The organism is Agrobacterium tumefaciens str. B6, assembly GCF_001541315.1.
Lineage (GTDB): Bacteria > Pseudomonadota > Alphaproteobacteria > Rhizobiales > Rhizobiaceae > Agrobacterium > Agrobacterium radiobacter.
In genome coordinates this window covers 14,809-30,623 of sequence record NZ_LMVK01000024.1, presented here as the reverse complement: position 1 = coordinate 30,623, position 15,815 = coordinate 14,809, and the positions used below count along the sequence as shown (strand labels likewise).

Sequence of the window (15,815 nt, the reverse complement as noted above, 5' to 3'; positions counted from 1 at the left end):
CACGTCGCTGATCTTGCTTCCCATTGCTGACGTTGGACCAGCATCCCAAGAGGCGACGACTGTCGCATCTCTAACCGGCCTATGTGTCGCATCTCTAAAATGCCGTTACAAACAATAATCGCATAACATATATTATGGAACTTATTTGGTGGTGTGGCTTTGGATTTGTGCGGTTGTTGCTCGCTACAGATGCCACTGCGCGATCGATGTGATCATATCTGAAAAGCACGAAACACCACCAGCGCCAACCGATCAGATCGATTTTAGCGAGACTCGTTTTTCAAGCTCCTCTGCCTGCTCTTTGCGTTCACTGTAGCGATCTGTCAGATAGCTGGAAGCGTCACGTGTCAGTAGCGTGAATTTCACCAGTTCCTCGCAGACATCCACGACCCGGTCATAATAGGATGATGGCTTCATCCGGCCTTCAGCATCGAATTCCTGATAGGCCCTTGCCACCGAGGACTGGTTTGGGATGGTGATCATCCGCATCCATCTGCCGAGAATTCGCATCTGGTTCACCGCGTTGAAGGACTGGCTTCCGCCGGAAACCTCCATGATGGCGAGCGTCTTGCCCTGTGTTGGCCGGACCGATCCGACCGCGAGAGGAATCCAGTCGATCTGCGACTTCATGATGCCGGTCATCGCGCCGTGGCGTTCGGGACTTACCCAGACCTGTCCCTCCGACCATTGGGAGAGTTCACGCAACTCCTTCACCTTCGGGTGGCTGGCCGGCGCTTCATCGGGCAAAGGCAGGCCTTTCGGATCGAATATCCGAACCTCACAACCGAGCCGTTCGAGCAGCCGCCCGGCTTCGAATGCAAGCAGACGGCTATACGAAACCTCGCGCAGCGAGCCGTAAAGGATCAGGATGCGCGGCTTGTGGGTCGAAAACGCCGGACGCAGTGCATCCGGGTCAATGCTGTGCAGGTGTTGCGCCTGCAACGCGGGAAATGTCTCAGGCAATGCGCTTTCCTTCATTGTCGAGGACCTGCTCACCATCCTCCTTGAAGAACGGTCCGTTGAAAGTCTTGGGCAGAATATCCAGCACGACTTCCGACGGACGGGCGAGCCTGGTCCCGAGTGGTGTCACCACGAAAGGGCGATTGATGAGGATCGGTGTTTCTATCATCGCATCAAGCAGCTGATCGTCGGTCAGATCAGGATTGTCGAGACCGAGTTCGGTATAGGGTGTCCCCTTCTCGCGCATGGCTTCGCGCACCGTCAGGCCCGCATCCGCTATCATTTTTGCGAGCCGTTCGCGCGTCGGCGGCTCCCGCAGATATTCAATCACGGTCGGCTCGATCCCTGCCGCGCGGATCAGCGCCAGCGTGTTGCGAGACGTTCCGCAGGACGGATTGTGAAAAATCGTGGCATCCATGGTCATTGTCTTTCAGTCATTATCGTTCGGGAAACGGCGGGGGCAGCCTCATACCAATCCTTCGAGCGGTTCACGATCCAGACGACCGAAAGCATGACCGGGACTTCGATGAGAACACCGACAACGGTTGCGAGTGCCGCGCCTGACTGAAAGCCGAACAGGCTGATGGCGGCCGCGACGGCCAGCTCGAAGAAATTGCTGGCGCCGATGAGGGCCGAAGGCCCGGCGACGCAATGTCGCTCACCCGTCATCCGGTTCAGGAGGTAGGCAAGCCCCGAATTCAGATAGACCTGGATGAGGATCGGGATGGCAAGCAGACCGATGACGGCTGGCTGGGCGATGATTTGCTCGCCCTGGAAGGCGAAGAGAAGAACCAGCGTCGTAAGCAGCGCCACCAGCGAAATCGGCTGCAGCCTTGCAAGAACGCGATCCAGTGTTCGTGACGTTCCGTCAGTCATGAGCCACCGCCTGATCAGCTGCGCGAGGATGACGGGAACGACAATATAGAGCGCGACAGAGAGAACGAGCGTATCCCAGGGCACGGTGATGGCCGAAAGGCCTAGCAGCAGCCCGACAATGGGAGCAAAGGCCACGACCATGATCGCATCGTTGAGCGCGACCTGCGACAATGTAAACAGCGGTTCACCCCGTGTCAGGTTGCTCCAGACGAAGACCATGGCGGTGCATGGAGCGGCGGCAAGGATGATCAGCCCGGCAATATAGGAGTCGATCTCACCAGCCGGAAGATAAGGACGGAATAGCCAGCCGATGAAAAACCAGCCGAGCAGCGCCATCGAGAACGGCTTGACGGCCCAGTTGATGAACAACGTCACGCCAATGCCGCGCCAGAATGTGCCGACCTGCGAGAGGGAGCGGAAATCGATTCTGAGCAGCATCGGGATGATCATCAGCCAGATCAGGACCGCAACCGGGATATTCACCCTGGCGATCTCGGCAGCAGCGATGAGCTGAAAGACGCCGGGCATCCAATGGCCGAGCGCGACACCGACAACGATGCACAGGAACACCCAGACGGTCAGATAACGTTCGAAGACGGACATCAGGCCGATTTTCCTTCACGATTGGTGGTTCCATCCAAAGCGCCGATCTGCCGGAGCCTGGTTTCCAGCGCCATTCGATCGATCGATTGCAGGGGCAGGCTGACGAAAGCCGCGATCCTGTTCTTGAGGAAACGGGCAGCCTGCGCAAAGGCGCGCTGAACCTCGGCCTCAGAGCCGACTGCGGCGGCGGGGTCCTCTATACCCCAATGGGCTGTCATCGGATGGCCGATCCAGACGGGACAGGCTTCACCTGCGGCGCTGTCGCAGACCGTGAAGATGAAATCCATCTGGGGCGCATCAGGCCCGGCAAAAACATCCCAGCTTTTCGAGGTGAAACCAGCAGCAGGATAACCCAGCACCGCCAGTTCCTTCAGGGCGTGAGGGTTCACCTCCCCCTTCGGCTGGCTGCCGGCCGAATAGGCGTTGAACCTCCCCTCACCTTCCCTGGCGAGAATGGATTCGGCAAGAATGGAACGAGCGGAATTGCCCGTGCACAGAAAGAGCACGTTATAAATCTTGTCGGTCATGGTTTCGGTCCGTGGTTAGATCGGTGGTCTTACAGGCCCGGCGATGGTGTCGCCTCCGGGCTGCAGCAGGGTGTCAGTTCGGCAATCAGCGGTGCACAAAGTTCGGTCGAACCACCGCAGCAATCCTTCAGCAGAAACAGGGTCAACAGGCGCAACCCGTCTAGATCGGCGCGATAGATGATAGACCGGCTTTGCCGCTCGCTCTTGACCAGACCCGCCCGCGAAAGCGTGGCGAGATGCGCCGACATCGTGTTCTGTGGAACATCGATAAGGCGCGCAAGTTCCCCAGCGGGAACGCCGTCCGGCTCGTGCCGCACGAGTATCCGGAATGTCTCCAGGCGGGTGGATTGAGCCAAAGCGCCAAGCGCTGTTATTGCGGTTAAATTATCCATATATCCAGAATAACGGATACAAAAGGATTGTCAAGAAAACAAACGAGGCAGCAGAAATGAACATAAAAATTAATCTTATCAATAAGATGAATAGATTTCCTAATGTATATTATAATTCACCGGACGCCTCGCGGCGCCTAAGATCCAGCTCTTCGCTATAACGTCTCAATGTATGGCTTTCCGTGAGCAGGCCCACCGGCCGGTTTTCGATCTTGTCATTGACGACCACCAGCGCCTCGCTCTCCGCCGCATCGAAGGCCGCCGCCGCCTGACGGGCATTCATGGTCGGCAGCAGCACATCGTTCTTGTAGTGCAGATAGGTTTCGAGGCTGATCTTGCTGGGGTCGCGATCCATCGGGTCGGCATAGATTTCCGGGACAAGGACGACGCCGGCATAACGCCCGTCATCATGGGTCATGATTACCCGTTGCGTCGAACCGAGCGGGAACTTCTCCCTGAAGGCCGGAAGCCCCATGCTGACATTGGCCTTGCGGATATCGGCGCGCATCATCCTGCCGACCGTCAGGTCGCGGATCCAGCCGATATCGTGGGCGCTGCGAATGCTCTCGCCACGCAGGTGAAAACGCCAGGTGGCGAAGGAGTAACCGAATGTGGTGCGCACCACGAGCGAGGTGGTGATGACGGCGGCAAGCACCAGAGCCGTGATCTGGAAGTCGCCGGTCAGTTCCAGCGCCAGAAACGTCATGGTCAGCGGGCCACCGATGATGGCGGCGGCAAAGGCGCTCATGCCGATCACCGCATAAACGATGGGTGCCGTCGAACCATAACCGATATAGGGGGCGCAAAGCGCGAAAATCTTGCCGAGCAGCGATCCCATGAACAGCGAGGCGAAAAACAGGCCGCCGCGGAAATTCGAACCGATGGAAATGGCGCTGGCCGCCGCCTTCAGCAGGAACAGCCCGGCCAGCCCGTATATCGTCAGTTCCGCGTCGATATTGAGATGCAGCGCGCCGTGGCCGCTCGACAGCACCTGCGGTGAAATCAGCGCAAGCCCACCCACCGCCACGCCGCCAATTGCAGGGCGCAGCCAGCCGGGAATGGCGCTTTTGCGGGCCGTCTCCTCGATGAAGGACACCGCCTGCATCAGCGTGATGCCGATGGCCGCGCACACGACGCCGAGAAAGATGGCAGGCACATAATCCGCCGGCGTCACGCGGCTGGCATCGACAATATCGATGGAGAGGCCATGGCCGCCGATAACACCGATAACGGTCGTCGCCACCAGCGCCGAAACGATGAGCGGCGCAAGCGTTACGACGGTATAAGTGCCGATGATGAGTTCAATGGCGTAGAACGCCCCGGTCAGAGGCGCATTGAACGCTGCTGCAATCGCCCCTGCGGCACCACAGCCGACGAGGATGCGCATGTCCCCTCGCCTCAGTTTCAGCTTGATGCCGATCTTCGAGGCAACGCCGCTGGCGACCTGGGTGTAACCAGCCTCGAGCCCGACGGAGGCGCCGAAACCGTTGGAGACGATATTCTGCACGCAGACGATGATGCTGTCCGTCAGCGACAGGCGGCCGCCATGCAGCGCATTTGCCTCGATGGGGTCGACCATGGGTTTCTTGCGGGTCTTCGATAGAATGAAGATGATCAGGCCAAGTACTATGCCGCCGATGATAGGACCGGCGAGCACGATCCATCCGGACAGATCACTGCTGCTCAATCGCTCGACACCGAAGACCAGCACATGCAGCGCCGTGCTAAGAGCGCCGATCAGCGCCACCAGGAGACCCGCGGCGATGCCGATGAAAACGGCGAGGATCACCAGCCCCAGTTCGCCGCGCCGGAACATGGCCCGCAACCGGCTGGCGCGCAGATTGTCGAAAAAGCTCGCCATACTGGGTGCACGGAAAGGCTTGGTCGACATGCTGTTCCTTTTCAGGCGGCGTCAGGCTGCTTCGATCTCGATCTCGAAACGCATCTGATCATAAGCCGGTTCAACATTATCAGGCGTTTCACGCATCACCGTGTCATAATCGAGCGGAATATGCATGTGGGTCAAGATCGCCCGTCTGGGTGCGAATTTCTCGATCCAGCCGAGCGCCTGCTCCAGCGAAAGATGGCTTGGGTGGTAACGGTGCTGCAGCGCGTCGATGACGAGGACATCGAGGCCGGCAAGCTTCGGCAGGCTTTCGGCCGGAAAATCGCTGACATCGGTACAATAGGCGACGTCACCAATGCGGAAGCCCAGCGAATGCACATCGCCATGCTGCTGCATATGCACGCCAAAAGGTATCGGCCCGCCTGCCCCGTCGATGACAACAGGCGCATCGATATCCGCGATGATCCGGGGTTCGACGATGGGCGGATAGCTGCTGCCCGGCGGCGTCTCCAGGCAATAGGCGAAACCGTCCCATATGCGCGCCATGGTGACGGGATCGGCATAGATCGGAATGCGGTTTTGCTGAATGGCGAAATAGATGCGCAGATCGTCAATGCCGTGCAGATGGTCGGCATGGGCGTGGGTGTATAGCACCGCATCGACCGCCTCCACCTTCGCCGCGATCATCTGCTCACGAAAATCCGGGCCGGTATCGATGACGACAGTCGTCCTGCCGCCATCCGGACCGATCTGCTCCACCATGAAGGCGGTGCGCGTGCGCCTGTTCCTGGGGTTGTCAGGGTCGCAGGCACCCCAGTCGCCGTTGATGCGCGGCACGCCGGGCGACGACGCGCAACCGAGAACCGTGAAGCGGCGACGGTAGATTGCCACGCCTACACCCTTGTCATCTTCGAAAAGCAGCGGAAGGCGTTTTCGGTGGTGATTTCGGCCATGCGCTCATAGGAAACGCCATGTACCTCGGCCAGAACCTCCGCGGTGTTGACCACGTAGGAAGGTTCGTTGCGTTTGCCGCGCCAGCGCTTCGGCGCAAGATAAGGCGCGTCCGTCTCCACCAGCAGCCGGTCCAGCGGCACGGTGGCGGCGATATCGCGGATATCCTGCGATTTCGGGAAGGTCAGAATGCCGGAGAAGGAAACATAACCGCCGAGTTCGACACCGGTTTTCGCCAGCTCAGGACCAGCGGAGAAGCAGTGCAGAATGAAGGGGAATGCTCCCTTTTCGCTCTCGGCGCGCAAAATAGAGGCCATGTCGTCATCGGCACTGCGGCTGTGAATGACGAGCGGCAGCTTCGTTCTCCTTGCCGCCTCGATATGGCGAAGGAGGCCGGTCTTCTGGTCTTCCGGCTTCTGCGTGTCGTAGAAATAATCCAGACCCGCCTCGCCGATCGCCACGATCTTGTCGTGGCTCTCCGCCAGCCGCACCAGATCATCAGCAGAGATATCCAGTTCCTCGGCCGCGCTGTTGGGATGCGTGCCGACCGAGCAGAAGACCGACGGATATTTTTCCGTGATCTTCAAAAGTTCGGGCAGCCGGCGCACCCGGGTCGAGATCGTCACCATCTGGCTGACACCCGAAGCATGGGCGCGGGCGATGATATCGTCGCGCTCAGCCTCGAAATCGGGAAAATCCAGATGGCAATGGGTATCGATCAGCATGGTTGTCGCCTTCATGCTTCCGGCGCGACGTAACGCGGGAAAACCGGCTTCGGCGCTTCGAGCGGCGTGCCCGGAACCAGACGGCCGGCTTCGCCCAATGCAGCGAAATCACGCTTGTCGGCGGGAGCGGCAACGAGATCGAGCAGCTTGTCGCAGGATTCCGGCATGAAGGGCTGCAAGAGAATGCCGATCTGGCGCACCACTTCCGCCGTCACGTAAAGCACGGTTCCCATGCGCTCGGGATCGGTCTTCTTAAGCGCCCAAGGCTCTTGCGACGCGAAATAACGGTCGGTTTCCGAGACGACGGCGATAATGGCCGCAAGCGCGCGGTGGATGAGCTGCTTGCCCATCTCCTCACGGCAAATCGCCAACAACCCGTCGGCGGAGGCGAGCATCGCTTTGTCTTCATCGGTGAACTCACCGGGTGTCGGTATCTGGCCGTCGCAATTCTTGACGATCATCGACAGCGAACGGCTGGCGAGATTGCCGATGCCATTGGCGAGATCGGCATTGATGCGGGTGGCGATACCCTCTTCGCTATAGCTGCCGTCCTGGCCGAAGGAGACTTCGCGCAGGAAGAAATAACGGACCTGATCGAGACCGAAATGGTTCACCAGATTGGCCGGATCGACGACATTGCCAAGCGACTTCGACATCTTCTCGCCCTTGTTGAGCAGGAAGCCATGCGCATAGACCCGCTTGGGCAGCGGCAACTTGGCGCTCATCAGGAAGGCCGGCCAGTAGACCGCGTGGAAGCGGATGATGTCCTTGCCGATGATATGCACGTCGGCAGGCCAATATTTGGCGCGCGGACCGTTCTTGTCCTCGATGTAACCGGTGGCGGTGATGTAGTTGGTCAGCGCATCGACCCAGACATACATGACGTGCTTGGGATCGTTCGGAACCTTGATGCCCCAGTCGAAGGTGGTGCGGGAAATCGACAGGTCCTTGAGGCCGGACTTCACGAAGGAGATGATTTCGTTGCGACGCTCGGCCGGGCCGATGAATTCAGGGTTTTCCTCGTAAAGCTTCAGCAGCTTGTCCTGGTATTCGGAGAGCTTGAAGAAGTAGCTTTCCTCTTCCACCCACTCGACCGGCGTGCCCTGCGGCCCGTAACGAACGCCGTCAGTGCGCATTTCCGTCTCGTCCTCGCCGTAATAGGCCTCGTCGCGCACGGAATACCAGCCGGCATAGCTGTCCTTGTAGATATCGCCGCTATCGGCCATCAGGTTCCAGATATTGCGCGAGGTCTCGTGGTGACGCTCTTCCGTAGTACGGATGAAATCATCGTTCGAGGCGTTGAGCAGCTTGCCCATCTCGCGGAACTGATCGGAATTGCGCTGCGCCAGCTCTTCCGGCGAAATACCTTCCGCCCGCGCTGTCTGCTGCATCTTCTGGCCGTGTTCATCGGTGCCGGTCAGGAAGAAAACATCCATTCCATCCAGGCGCTGAAAGCGTGCCATGGCGTCCGTCGCAATCAACTCATAGGCATGGCCGATATGCGGCTTGCCGTTAGGATAGGAGATCGCGGTGGTGATGTAGAATGGTGTCTTGTCTGTCATGACGGTCTATCGACTTTACAGGCTGTTTTTTGGATAGACCGCTCTTAAACCATTGTGCGCAGCAGCGAAAGAAAAAGCGTACGTTTTGTACGACTGCTCGCAGACAAAGTGGATTTGGCAAACGCTTAGCATCCGCACTACCGTCACCCCGGACTAGATCCGGGGTCCAGCAGCGATCAAGTCCTTGATCGCGAAAGACTCATTCCCCACGGCACAGACGCGCCGTGGCTGGATGCCGGATCAAATCCGGCATGACGGAGGAGAGTTTATTCACCGTCAAATCGTACGTTCCATACGATTCCCGATCCTCAAACGCCGCGAATATCTTCCAGAATGGAGAGCACCATCTGCTTCTTGTCGAGATTATAGGCCTGCGCCACGGTAATGCGTTCCGAAAGCGCCGAGGAAAGCCGCGCATGCTTTTCCGCCGCCGCGATATCGCCTGCCACCGCCGCTGCCCGTGCGCGCTCCATCAGCTCTTCCGTCACATGCTCCATGAAGAAGCCGAGGACGATGTCTCCGTCCTTCTGCGCGAGAATCTCGGCAAGCTTGTGCATCTGCTTGCGCGCGCCCGGCCCTTCGGCTCCCATGACCTCGGCAAAGGCCTCGACGATGTCCGAGCCGCCGTAATTCAGCAGCTTGAGCGCCTGCGCGACGCTGCCCTTGGAGGCGGCAAGCAGGGCGTCGCGTTTTTCACCCGATGGGCTGATGCCGAGATGATCGAGCGATTGCACCATGGCCGCGTCGGAAAGCGGCAGGAGCCGGAGCGGCATGCAGCGCGAGCGGATGGTCGGCAGCAATTTTCCCGGCGCGTGCGACAGGACGAGGAACATCGCCCGCTTTGGCGGCTCCTCCAGTATTTTGAGGATCGCATTCGCGGCATTGCGGTTGAGATCGTCGGCGGGATCGATGATGACGATGCGCCAGTTGCCGGTGCCCGAGGTCTGCGAAAAGAAGTGCCCTGCCCGCCGCACCTCGTCCACGGTGATGGCTGATTTCACGCGGCCGGTCTTTTCGTCCACCGGACGGGTGAGATGCAGGAGATTATGCGAGGCCCCGGCGGTGATCTGCCGGCTGACCAGCGATTGCGGATCAGGATCAGCGAGAAAATCCGGCGCTAGCGATGGATCGGGATGACTGAGCACATGATTGGCGAAACGGAAGGCCAATGTCGCCTTGCCGATCCCCTCCGGCCCCTCGATCAGAATGGCATGATGGCCCTTGCCGGAGCGATAGGATTGCGTGAGAAACGCTTCTGCCTCTTCATGGCCAAAAAGCTTCGTGTTCTGCTGTGGCGCAATCGCGCCGTCGAGAACGCCCTGAACCTCACTCATGCGCCGCGCCCGCTGCTGTTCCCAACTGTTCAAGCAAAGGCTCGACGAAGGACAGGACATCCTCCGCCACCTTTCCTTCCGGTTGGTCGGCATTGACGATCCGGCAGCGACGCGATTCGGCGAGCGCAATATCCAGATAGGCTTCCCGCCGCTTCTCGTGGGTTTCGATTTCCTCTTTCTCGAACCGATCAGGCGCAGCACCCTCATCCGCACGCTTTCTGGCGCGGGCGAGTCCCTTTTCGGCGGCGATATCGAAAATCAGTGTAAGTTCCGGCACGACGCCGTCAATCGCGATGCGTTGCAGGGTTTCGATGAATTCCGGCTCCAGATTGCCGGTCGTGCCCTGATAAACGCGAGAAGAATCGAGAAACCGGTCGCAGAGCACGATCTCGCCGCGCGCGAGCGCCGGGCGAATGACCTCTTCGACATGGTCGTTGCGGGCAGCCGCAAACAGGATTGCTTCCATGCGCACGCCGAAGGATTCGGCCGCACCCGACAGGATCACATGCCGGACAGCCTCCGCACCCGGCGAGCCCCCCGGCTCACGCGTCACGACCACCTCGAAACCACGGCCGCGAAGCGCCTCGGCAAGGGTGCGAATCTGCGTCGACTTGCCGGCGCCCTCGCCGCCTTCGAAGCTGATGAACAATCCGGTCTTTTCGGCCAATGTCACGTCCTGCACGGGTTTTCTGGAATTCGAAATGCCTGTTTACAGCATCGAACCGAAATGTGTGAAGCGCTTTTCAGAAAAACCGGTGCCTGAACAAAAGCATAGGAACAAGGCGGTGCGTGGAGCAGGCTTTCAGAGCCAGAACAGCAGCAGTTCCTTCAGCGCACCCGTTGCATTCTGGGTAAGCGATCCCTTGCCGACCGCCGCCTTCGTATAAAGCGGAACCTCCCGCAACAGGCGCTCACCCGAAAAAATCCTGAGCGTTCCGGCATTTGCGCCAACGTCCAAAGGTGCATTCAGCGGCCAGCGATAGACGATTCGTCCGGAAATACGCTCCGGATTATTGACCGGCACCAGCACGCTGACATCTTCCTTCGGCGAAAGATCGATATGCGCGACATCGCCGCCATAGACGCTGACCGACCCGACAGCCTCGTCCTTGCTGAAAAGATGGCGTTTCTCAAAGGCCGTCAGGCCCCAGTCCACCACCCGGCGGGCTTCTTCCTGCCGCGTCTTGTCGTCCACGATGCCTGAAAGCGCCAGATAGACCCGGCGGCCTTCCCTCTCGGCCGAGACGACGGCGGCAAAACCGCTGCCTTCGGCAAAACCAAGCCCGAGACCATCGATACCGCTGCCCGGCATCAACAGCGTGTTTTTATTGCGCTGGAAAATCCGGTTCCATTCGAAATCCGGCTTGGTGAAAAGCCCGTAACGGTCGGGATAGGTGTCATGCAGATGCTGGGCAAGGCGCACCATGTCCCTGGCCGTCGTCTGGTTGCCGGGATCGGGAAGCCCCGTGGAATTGGTAAAGGTGCTGCGGCTCATGCCAAGTTCGCCCGCCCGCGCCGTCATGCGCTTGGCAAAGGCGGCATCCGAGCCCGTCATGCCTTCGGCGATGACAATGCAGCCATCATTGGCGTTCTGGACGATGATGCCGGTCAAGAGATCATTGATGCTGACGGAGGATTTCAGCGCCGCGAACATGGTCGAGGTGCGCGACGGCGCACCGCCCGTGCGCCAAGCATATTCCGAGACTGGATAAGCGGTCTCAGGCGTCACCTGCCCCTTGGACAGCGCATCCAGCACCACCTCCACCGTCATCAGCTTGGCGAGCGATGCAGGTGGAAAAGGCTGATTCTCATTCTGCGAAAGAAGCACCGTTCCCGTTTCGGCATCGATCATATAGGCCTGTTCGGCCTTAGCGATGAAGGGGGCTGTCTGTGATTGCGCCGGGCCTGCACTGAAAGACGCAAGAACTGCCGCCGTGACGACCGAACAATAGGAGCGATGAATGGCCTTGCGCATGAAACCGCCCAGTCCTGCCTGCCGTAACCGGCTGCCCGCGACAAAGGCGAGAGGCCGGCCGTATCCTTCAATCCGTCAGCGCGACTTCGCCTGCTGACGCTTCACATGGGCGAGTATCGATTGCTCATTGAGCGCGCCACGATCGACGAGCACGCTGTCAAAGGCGCTCGCGGTCCTGGAAACCGTAGCAGATTCTTCGGAATAGGCCGCGGCAAATTTGGAAGATGGTGTCGGCACGCGCAGATAATTGCCGCCGGGGGCAGCCGGCTCACGCATGAAATTGCCTTCCGGACGCTCGGCCAGGATAGGGCCGATTTCGGGCAGGATCGCGAATTGTTCGAAAACCGGCGCCGGGCCATTGACCAGCGGCATGGCCTGAAGCGCGGCATTCTTCTTGGAACCGACGAGCGCCGTCTGGGTGGAGGCGCCGTAATTCGGGTTGGATGTGGGCGCGGGAACGAAATTCGGCGAGGCCGAAGCCACCATCACGCCCGTTGCGATCTGCCCTTCCGGTGCTACACCCGGCGAACGCGAACCCTTCGGAATGTAAGATGCCATCAGATAGGGCATGTCGTGACCGTCAAGCGGTGCGCGGCCGGCATATTGCACCCGCACATTCGCCGTTCCGGTGGCCTTCATGTCCAGAAGATCGGCCGTCTTGCTGGAAACGTCGATCAGGCGGCCTTCATGGAACGGTCCGCGATCGTTGACGCGCACCAGAACCGAAGCGCCATTCTCCATGTTGGTGATGCGCGCGTAGCTCGGCAGGGGAAATGTCGGATGTGCGGCAGAAAGATGTTCTTTGTCGTAGACTTCGCCATTGGCGGTCAGGCGACCATGAAAGGCGGAACCGTACCAGGAAGCAAGACCGGTCTTGTTGTAACCCGGCTCTTCCTTCGGGAAATAACGGCGGCCCTTGACGGTATAGGCATTGCCGACCAGCTCGCGCCCGCCGCCCTTGGGAATGCTTTTGCCATCGGCCACACGCGGGCTGGCTTTGACGCCATATTCGGATTCGGAAAAATATTCCTTGCTGCGCTTGGGTTTAGGCTTGGTCTCGGACGTCGTGGAACACGATGCAGTCGCAGCGCAAAGCACAGAAATTGCGAGCCACTTCACGCCCGACCTGGCGTTGATGCCGAGTTTCTTGACCGAAGAATTCAAATCGTCTGCCCCACGCTGCTATTGGCTCGGAAAACCGCACCCTCACTTGCCTCGATAATTGCCCCTGCCATCGAAGCACCTAACAGTCGCTTAATCTTGTGCATAACGTGGCGAAAATGCGAACGACTTCTGCAAATTCGATAAAATTGCAACGAACGTGGTTAATGATTTCTATCTTTTAAGCCCGTCTGTCGGGCTCAATCTACCCACCTCGACCTCCCTTCCCGACCGCATGCTCAAGGAACAAACGGACGACGACCGCGTTTTCTCCCCGCAAACAACGAGCTTCCGCCGATTTCGGCTGAGGGAGGAAACATGATCAAGTTTATGAAAACCACAGGTCTGGCGATTGGCATTGCCCTCGTATCCTTCGCCGCACCAATCCCTGCAGGTGCGCAGGACATGGAGCTCAGAATCGGCCCTGACGGCGTTCGCCCCGTCATCCGTGATCGTGCCCGGGATGTCGACCGCCGTGGCCCGCCCCGCATGCGCGGTTGCAGCGAACGCGAAGCCCGTGCCGCTGCCCGTGAGGCAGGTTTACGCGATCCCGAGGGCGTACGCGTCACGCCGGGTCGTGTCGTCGTTGAAGGCTTCACGCGCCGGGGACCGGATCGCATCACCTTCGCGAATGAACGGGGTTGTCCGGAAATCTAATCAAATTACCCGCCCGGAACCCGCCGAAAGGCGGGTTTCCCATTCACGCCGCTCTCCAGCCATTCCAAAGCAAAGCAACGCGATCGAAGCATCCTTCGTCGCTGCTCTTTTAGAATCATTTTCGGACTGAATGGCAGATGGGGTGGGATTCGAACCCACGGTACGCTCTCACGCACGCCGGTTTTCAAGACCGGTTCCTTAAACCACTCGGACACCCATCCATCGGTGGTGAGGCTTTATAGCGGTTTGAAAAAGGCCGTCAATCCCGCCCGGGCGAGCGGCGCCGTCCTTCTCTTCATGGTTGGCAGATCATTGCCCCGGGGTCGTTGCCGGCGGCAGCAGGGATCCGTCGCCTGAAGGTATCGACGGCACCTGCTGGGCCGAATCGAATAGCGTCAGGCTCAAAACAATTGCGATCAGCACCAGCAAAAGCGCTACGAAGAAAATTCCGGATTTATCCATGCGTCTGCTCATGTCACGTTATGTTAAAGGCGAATATGTGCAATTCGAGGCAATGCAAAGAATAAAGGGAAAGTCTGTCAAGTTGTCTTACAGATTTGCCGAGCTCATCTTTTAAAAATCTGCTGATTGAACAAAATTTATGCGCGGGCGTACTGTTTGGGTCGGAAGTGGCCTATCGCGTCAGCCCTCTTGTCACTTATATCAAGCCATCGCTCCCGGGCATTGCCCAACTTTCCCCGAGCGACCAACCTGCCCCGCCTATTTGCGGGGCTTTTTTTTATTTGCGATCACAGAAGCTGAAGCACGCCCGAGGGGCCGGCTACGCGCCAGACGTCCTCGCTTCAGACGCCGATACCCGGCCCGCCATTGCCATGCCGGCCGTCGCCGCGAAGAATATCCTCGAACAGGTTCAGCAGAGCGGGCGGCAAGGTGTCTGACAATTCCGCGATGATTTCATTGGCGCGATTATAGGAATAGATGGCGCAGAGTGTGAGCACCAGAAGCAGAATCCACGGCCAGATCGGTTTGCGCCTTTGCGGCGCTCCATCAGGTTGTTGCGGTAAAGTCATGCGGGCACCTCCCGTTCAGGCCTTCACGCGCGGCTCGCCTCCCGGCGCATAGGCGGTTTTCTGCAGGAAACGGAATATATTGCCGCACTGGGCGCAGCGGATCATGAAATCCGTCGGATCGCCCGAGACGCGCTCAGCGCGAAATCCCCTAGGCATTTCATCGATGCGAAAATCGACGTCCCGGCGGCTCTTGTCATCCGATTCCGACGCTTCGGCAAAACCCTGATGACCACATTTGGAACATTCGAGCTTCCGGGAATATCTGTCGCGCGCTGCCATATGCCGTCCTTTGCTTGGTGGTTATCAGGTAGCAGCGGCAAAACATCATTTCAATGCCGATCGCCTCAGGTTAAAGCTTTGCACGGCTATTTCCCGTCCCGGAAAATCATCCGGCGGCCAACCGAATATGGAAGTCCATGAAAGACCAGAAACCCCTGCTTTCATCGTCAGTCATGCTCCGGACCGCCCTCATCGCCGGAATTCTTCTCATCTTTCTCGGCGCGCTCAATGTCGGCATCAAATGGTACGGCGAGCGGATTCTCCAGGCGGGCCATACGACGGCCACCGAGGACGTGGAGATCGTCATCGGCAACGACCGGCTGAAGCTTGCGAAAAACACCCTACGAGCGCCTTCCGAGCGCCTCAGCGGAGAACGCGAACGCGTCGATCTTTATCTAAGCTGGCCGGACCTCAGGGGCTATGAGGATGCGAATCGCTCTGTTTTCGATGATCCGACGCAGGCTGCGGGGTTGATTTTCATCCAGCTTTCGCAAAGCACCATGTCGGAGGATATGTCCGGTCGCTTCGCGCCGATCTATTCACGCCTGACAGAGGGAGAGACGGTGCCGCTGAAGCACGGCCTCGTGCTGCACCGTCTGCGCGCCGATTCCGGCTACGGCAAGGAAGTCATATTGACGGGCGAGCGTGATGGCGGCAACGCCTATGTGGTGCGCTGCCTCCTGCCGCAACCGCCGCAGGAGGCCACTGGCAGCGATTGCCAGAGGGATATTCACACAGGACAGGATCTCAGCCTGTTCTACCGTTTCTCCTCCGCCCTGCTGCCACAATGGCAAAAGCTGGATGCGGATGTGAAAAACTATATCGAGCGACGCCTCGTAAAAGACGGAAATCCGTGACACGGCACGGCACAGATTGTGTGCGAAAAGTCGCATTTTATGGAAGGCAGATACCTTTCATAAACCACTTGGTAACGCC

The 15,815-nt window shown here is 58.9% G+C and carries 18 protein-coding genes and 1 tRNA gene; 2 read left to right on the top strand and 17 right to left on the bottom strand.

Annotated elements, in window-relative coordinates; all coding sequences use genetic code 11:
• Positions 1-252 precede the first annotated feature (252 nt).
• The 13 genes from arsH to ASB65_RS18675 form a co-directional block, all read right to left on the bottom strand.
• Positions 253-978, bottom strand: coding sequence for an arsenical resistance protein ArsH (gene arsH / locus ASB65_RS18735; RefSeq protein ID WP_060725009.1), 726 nt, complete (start codon positions 976-978; stop codon positions 253-255).
• Positions 956-1,378, bottom strand: coding sequence for an arsenate reductase (glutaredoxin) (arsC, locus tag ASB65_RS18730; protein WP_003502710.1), 423 nt, complete (start codon positions 1,376-1,378; stop codon positions 956-958). The genes arsH and arsC overlap by 23 nt, the downstream gene beginning before the upstream one ends.
• Positions 1,379-1,380: 2 nt before the next feature.
• Positions 1,381-2,439, bottom strand: coding sequence for an ACR3 family arsenite efflux transporter (gene arsB, locus ASB65_RS18725; RefSeq protein WP_003502712.1), 1,059 nt, complete (start codon positions 2,437-2,439; stop codon positions 1,381-1,383).
• The gene (locus ASB65_RS18720; protein ID WP_060725008.1) at positions 2,439-2,966 is read right to left on the bottom strand and encodes an arsenate reductase ArsC; all 528 of its coding nucleotides are present in this window, start codon (positions 2,964-2,966) and stop codon (positions 2,439-2,441) included. The genes arsB and ASB65_RS18720 overlap by 1 nt, the downstream gene beginning before the upstream one ends.
• Positions 2,967-2,995: 29 nt before the next feature.
• Entirely contained in the window at positions 2,996-3,358 is a 363-nt protein-coding gene (locus tag ASB65_RS18715; RefSeq protein WP_035212424.1) for an ArsR/SmtB family transcription factor, read from the bottom strand.
• A gap of 109 nt (positions 3,359-3,467) precedes the next feature.
• Complete coding sequence (locus tag ASB65_RS18710; protein ID WP_080866132.1) at positions 3,468-5,249, bottom strand: chloride channel protein; 1,782 nt, start codon at positions 5,247-5,249, stop codon at positions 3,468-3,470.
• Between the two features lie 21 nt (positions 5,250-5,270).
• On the bottom strand, positions 5,271-6,095 hold the full coding sequence (locus ASB65_RS18705; RefSeq protein ID WP_060725007.1) for an MBL fold metallo-hydrolase: 825 nt from the start codon (positions 6,093-6,095) through the stop codon (positions 5,271-5,273).
• Positions 6,096-6,097: 2 nt separating this feature from the next.
• Positions 6,098-6,880, bottom strand: coding sequence for a TatD family hydrolase (locus ASB65_RS18700; protein ID WP_060725011.1), 783 nt, complete (start codon positions 6,878-6,880; stop codon positions 6,098-6,100).
• An 11-nt stretch (positions 6,881-6,891) separates the two neighbouring features.
• Positions 6,892-8,442: a methionine--tRNA ligase gene (gene metG / locus ASB65_RS18695; protein ID WP_060725006.1), complete on the bottom strand. Its 1,551-nt coding sequence runs from the start codon at positions 8,440-8,442 to the stop codon at positions 6,892-6,894.
• Between the two features lie 308 nt (positions 8,443-8,750).
• Positions 8,751-9,776 carry a DNA polymerase III subunit delta' gene (locus tag ASB65_RS18690; RefSeq protein ID WP_060725005.1) on the bottom strand — a complete coding sequence of 342 codons (1,026 nt, stop codon included), beginning with the start codon at positions 9,774-9,776 and terminating at the stop codon, positions 8,751-8,753.
• Complete coding sequence (gene tmk, locus ASB65_RS18685; protein WP_060725004.1) at positions 9,769-10,443, bottom strand: dTMP kinase; 675 nt, start codon at positions 10,441-10,443, stop codon at positions 9,769-9,771. Before tmk ends, ASB65_RS18690 begins: the two co-directional genes overlap by 8 nt.
• 135 nt (positions 10,444-10,578) lie before the next feature.
• A complete protein-coding gene (locus ASB65_RS18680) occupies positions 10,579-11,751 on the bottom strand; it encodes a D-alanyl-D-alanine carboxypeptidase family protein (RefSeq protein WP_060725003.1) in 1,173 nt (390 codons plus the stop codon).
• Positions 11,752-11,826: 75 nt separating this feature from the next.
• Positions 11,827-12,915 (bottom strand): septal ring lytic transglycosylase RlpA family protein, encoded by a 1,089-nt coding sequence (locus ASB65_RS18675; protein ID WP_020012514.1) that lies wholly within the window; start codon positions 12,913-12,915, stop codon positions 11,827-11,829.
• 315 nt (positions 12,916-13,230) lie between these two features.
• Between ASB65_RS18675 and ASB65_RS18670 the strand changes: the two genes are divergently transcribed.
• Positions 13,231-13,569 carry a hypothetical protein gene (locus ASB65_RS18670; protein WP_060725002.1) on the top strand — a complete coding sequence of 113 codons (339 nt, stop codon included), beginning with the start codon at positions 13,231-13,233 and terminating at the stop codon, positions 13,567-13,569.
• A 131-nt stretch (positions 13,570-13,700) separates the two neighbouring features.
• Here the strand turns inward: ASB65_RS18670 and ASB65_RS18665 are convergent.
• From ASB65_RS18665 to ASB65_RS18655, 4 genes are all read right to left on the bottom strand, one after another.
• Positions 13,701-13,790: transfer RNA gene (locus tag ASB65_RS18665), tRNA-Ser, on the bottom strand.
• Between the two features lie 88 nt (positions 13,791-13,878).
• On the bottom strand, positions 13,879-14,031 hold the full coding sequence (locus ASB65_RS28755; RefSeq protein WP_003502736.1) for a hypothetical protein: 153 nt from the start codon (positions 14,029-14,031) through the stop codon (positions 13,879-13,881).
• Positions 14,032-14,372: 341 nt separating this feature from the next.
• Complete coding sequence (locus tag ASB65_RS18660) at positions 14,373-14,600, bottom strand: hypothetical protein (protein ID WP_003502740.1); 228 nt, start codon at positions 14,598-14,600, stop codon at positions 14,373-14,375.
• 15 nt (positions 14,601-14,615) lie between these two features.
• Positions 14,616-14,879 (bottom strand): hypothetical protein, encoded by a 264-nt coding sequence (locus tag ASB65_RS18655; protein WP_003502742.1) that lies wholly within the window; start codon positions 14,877-14,879, stop codon positions 14,616-14,618.
• A gap of 137 nt (positions 14,880-15,016) precedes the next feature.
• On the opposite strand from ASB65_RS18655, the gene ASB65_RS18650 reads away from it, so the two are divergent.
• Positions 15,017-15,736: a hypothetical protein gene (locus ASB65_RS18650; RefSeq protein WP_060725001.1), complete on the top strand. Its 720-nt coding sequence runs from the start codon at positions 15,017-15,019 to the stop codon at positions 15,734-15,736.
• Positions 15,737-15,815 lie beyond the last annotated feature (79 nt).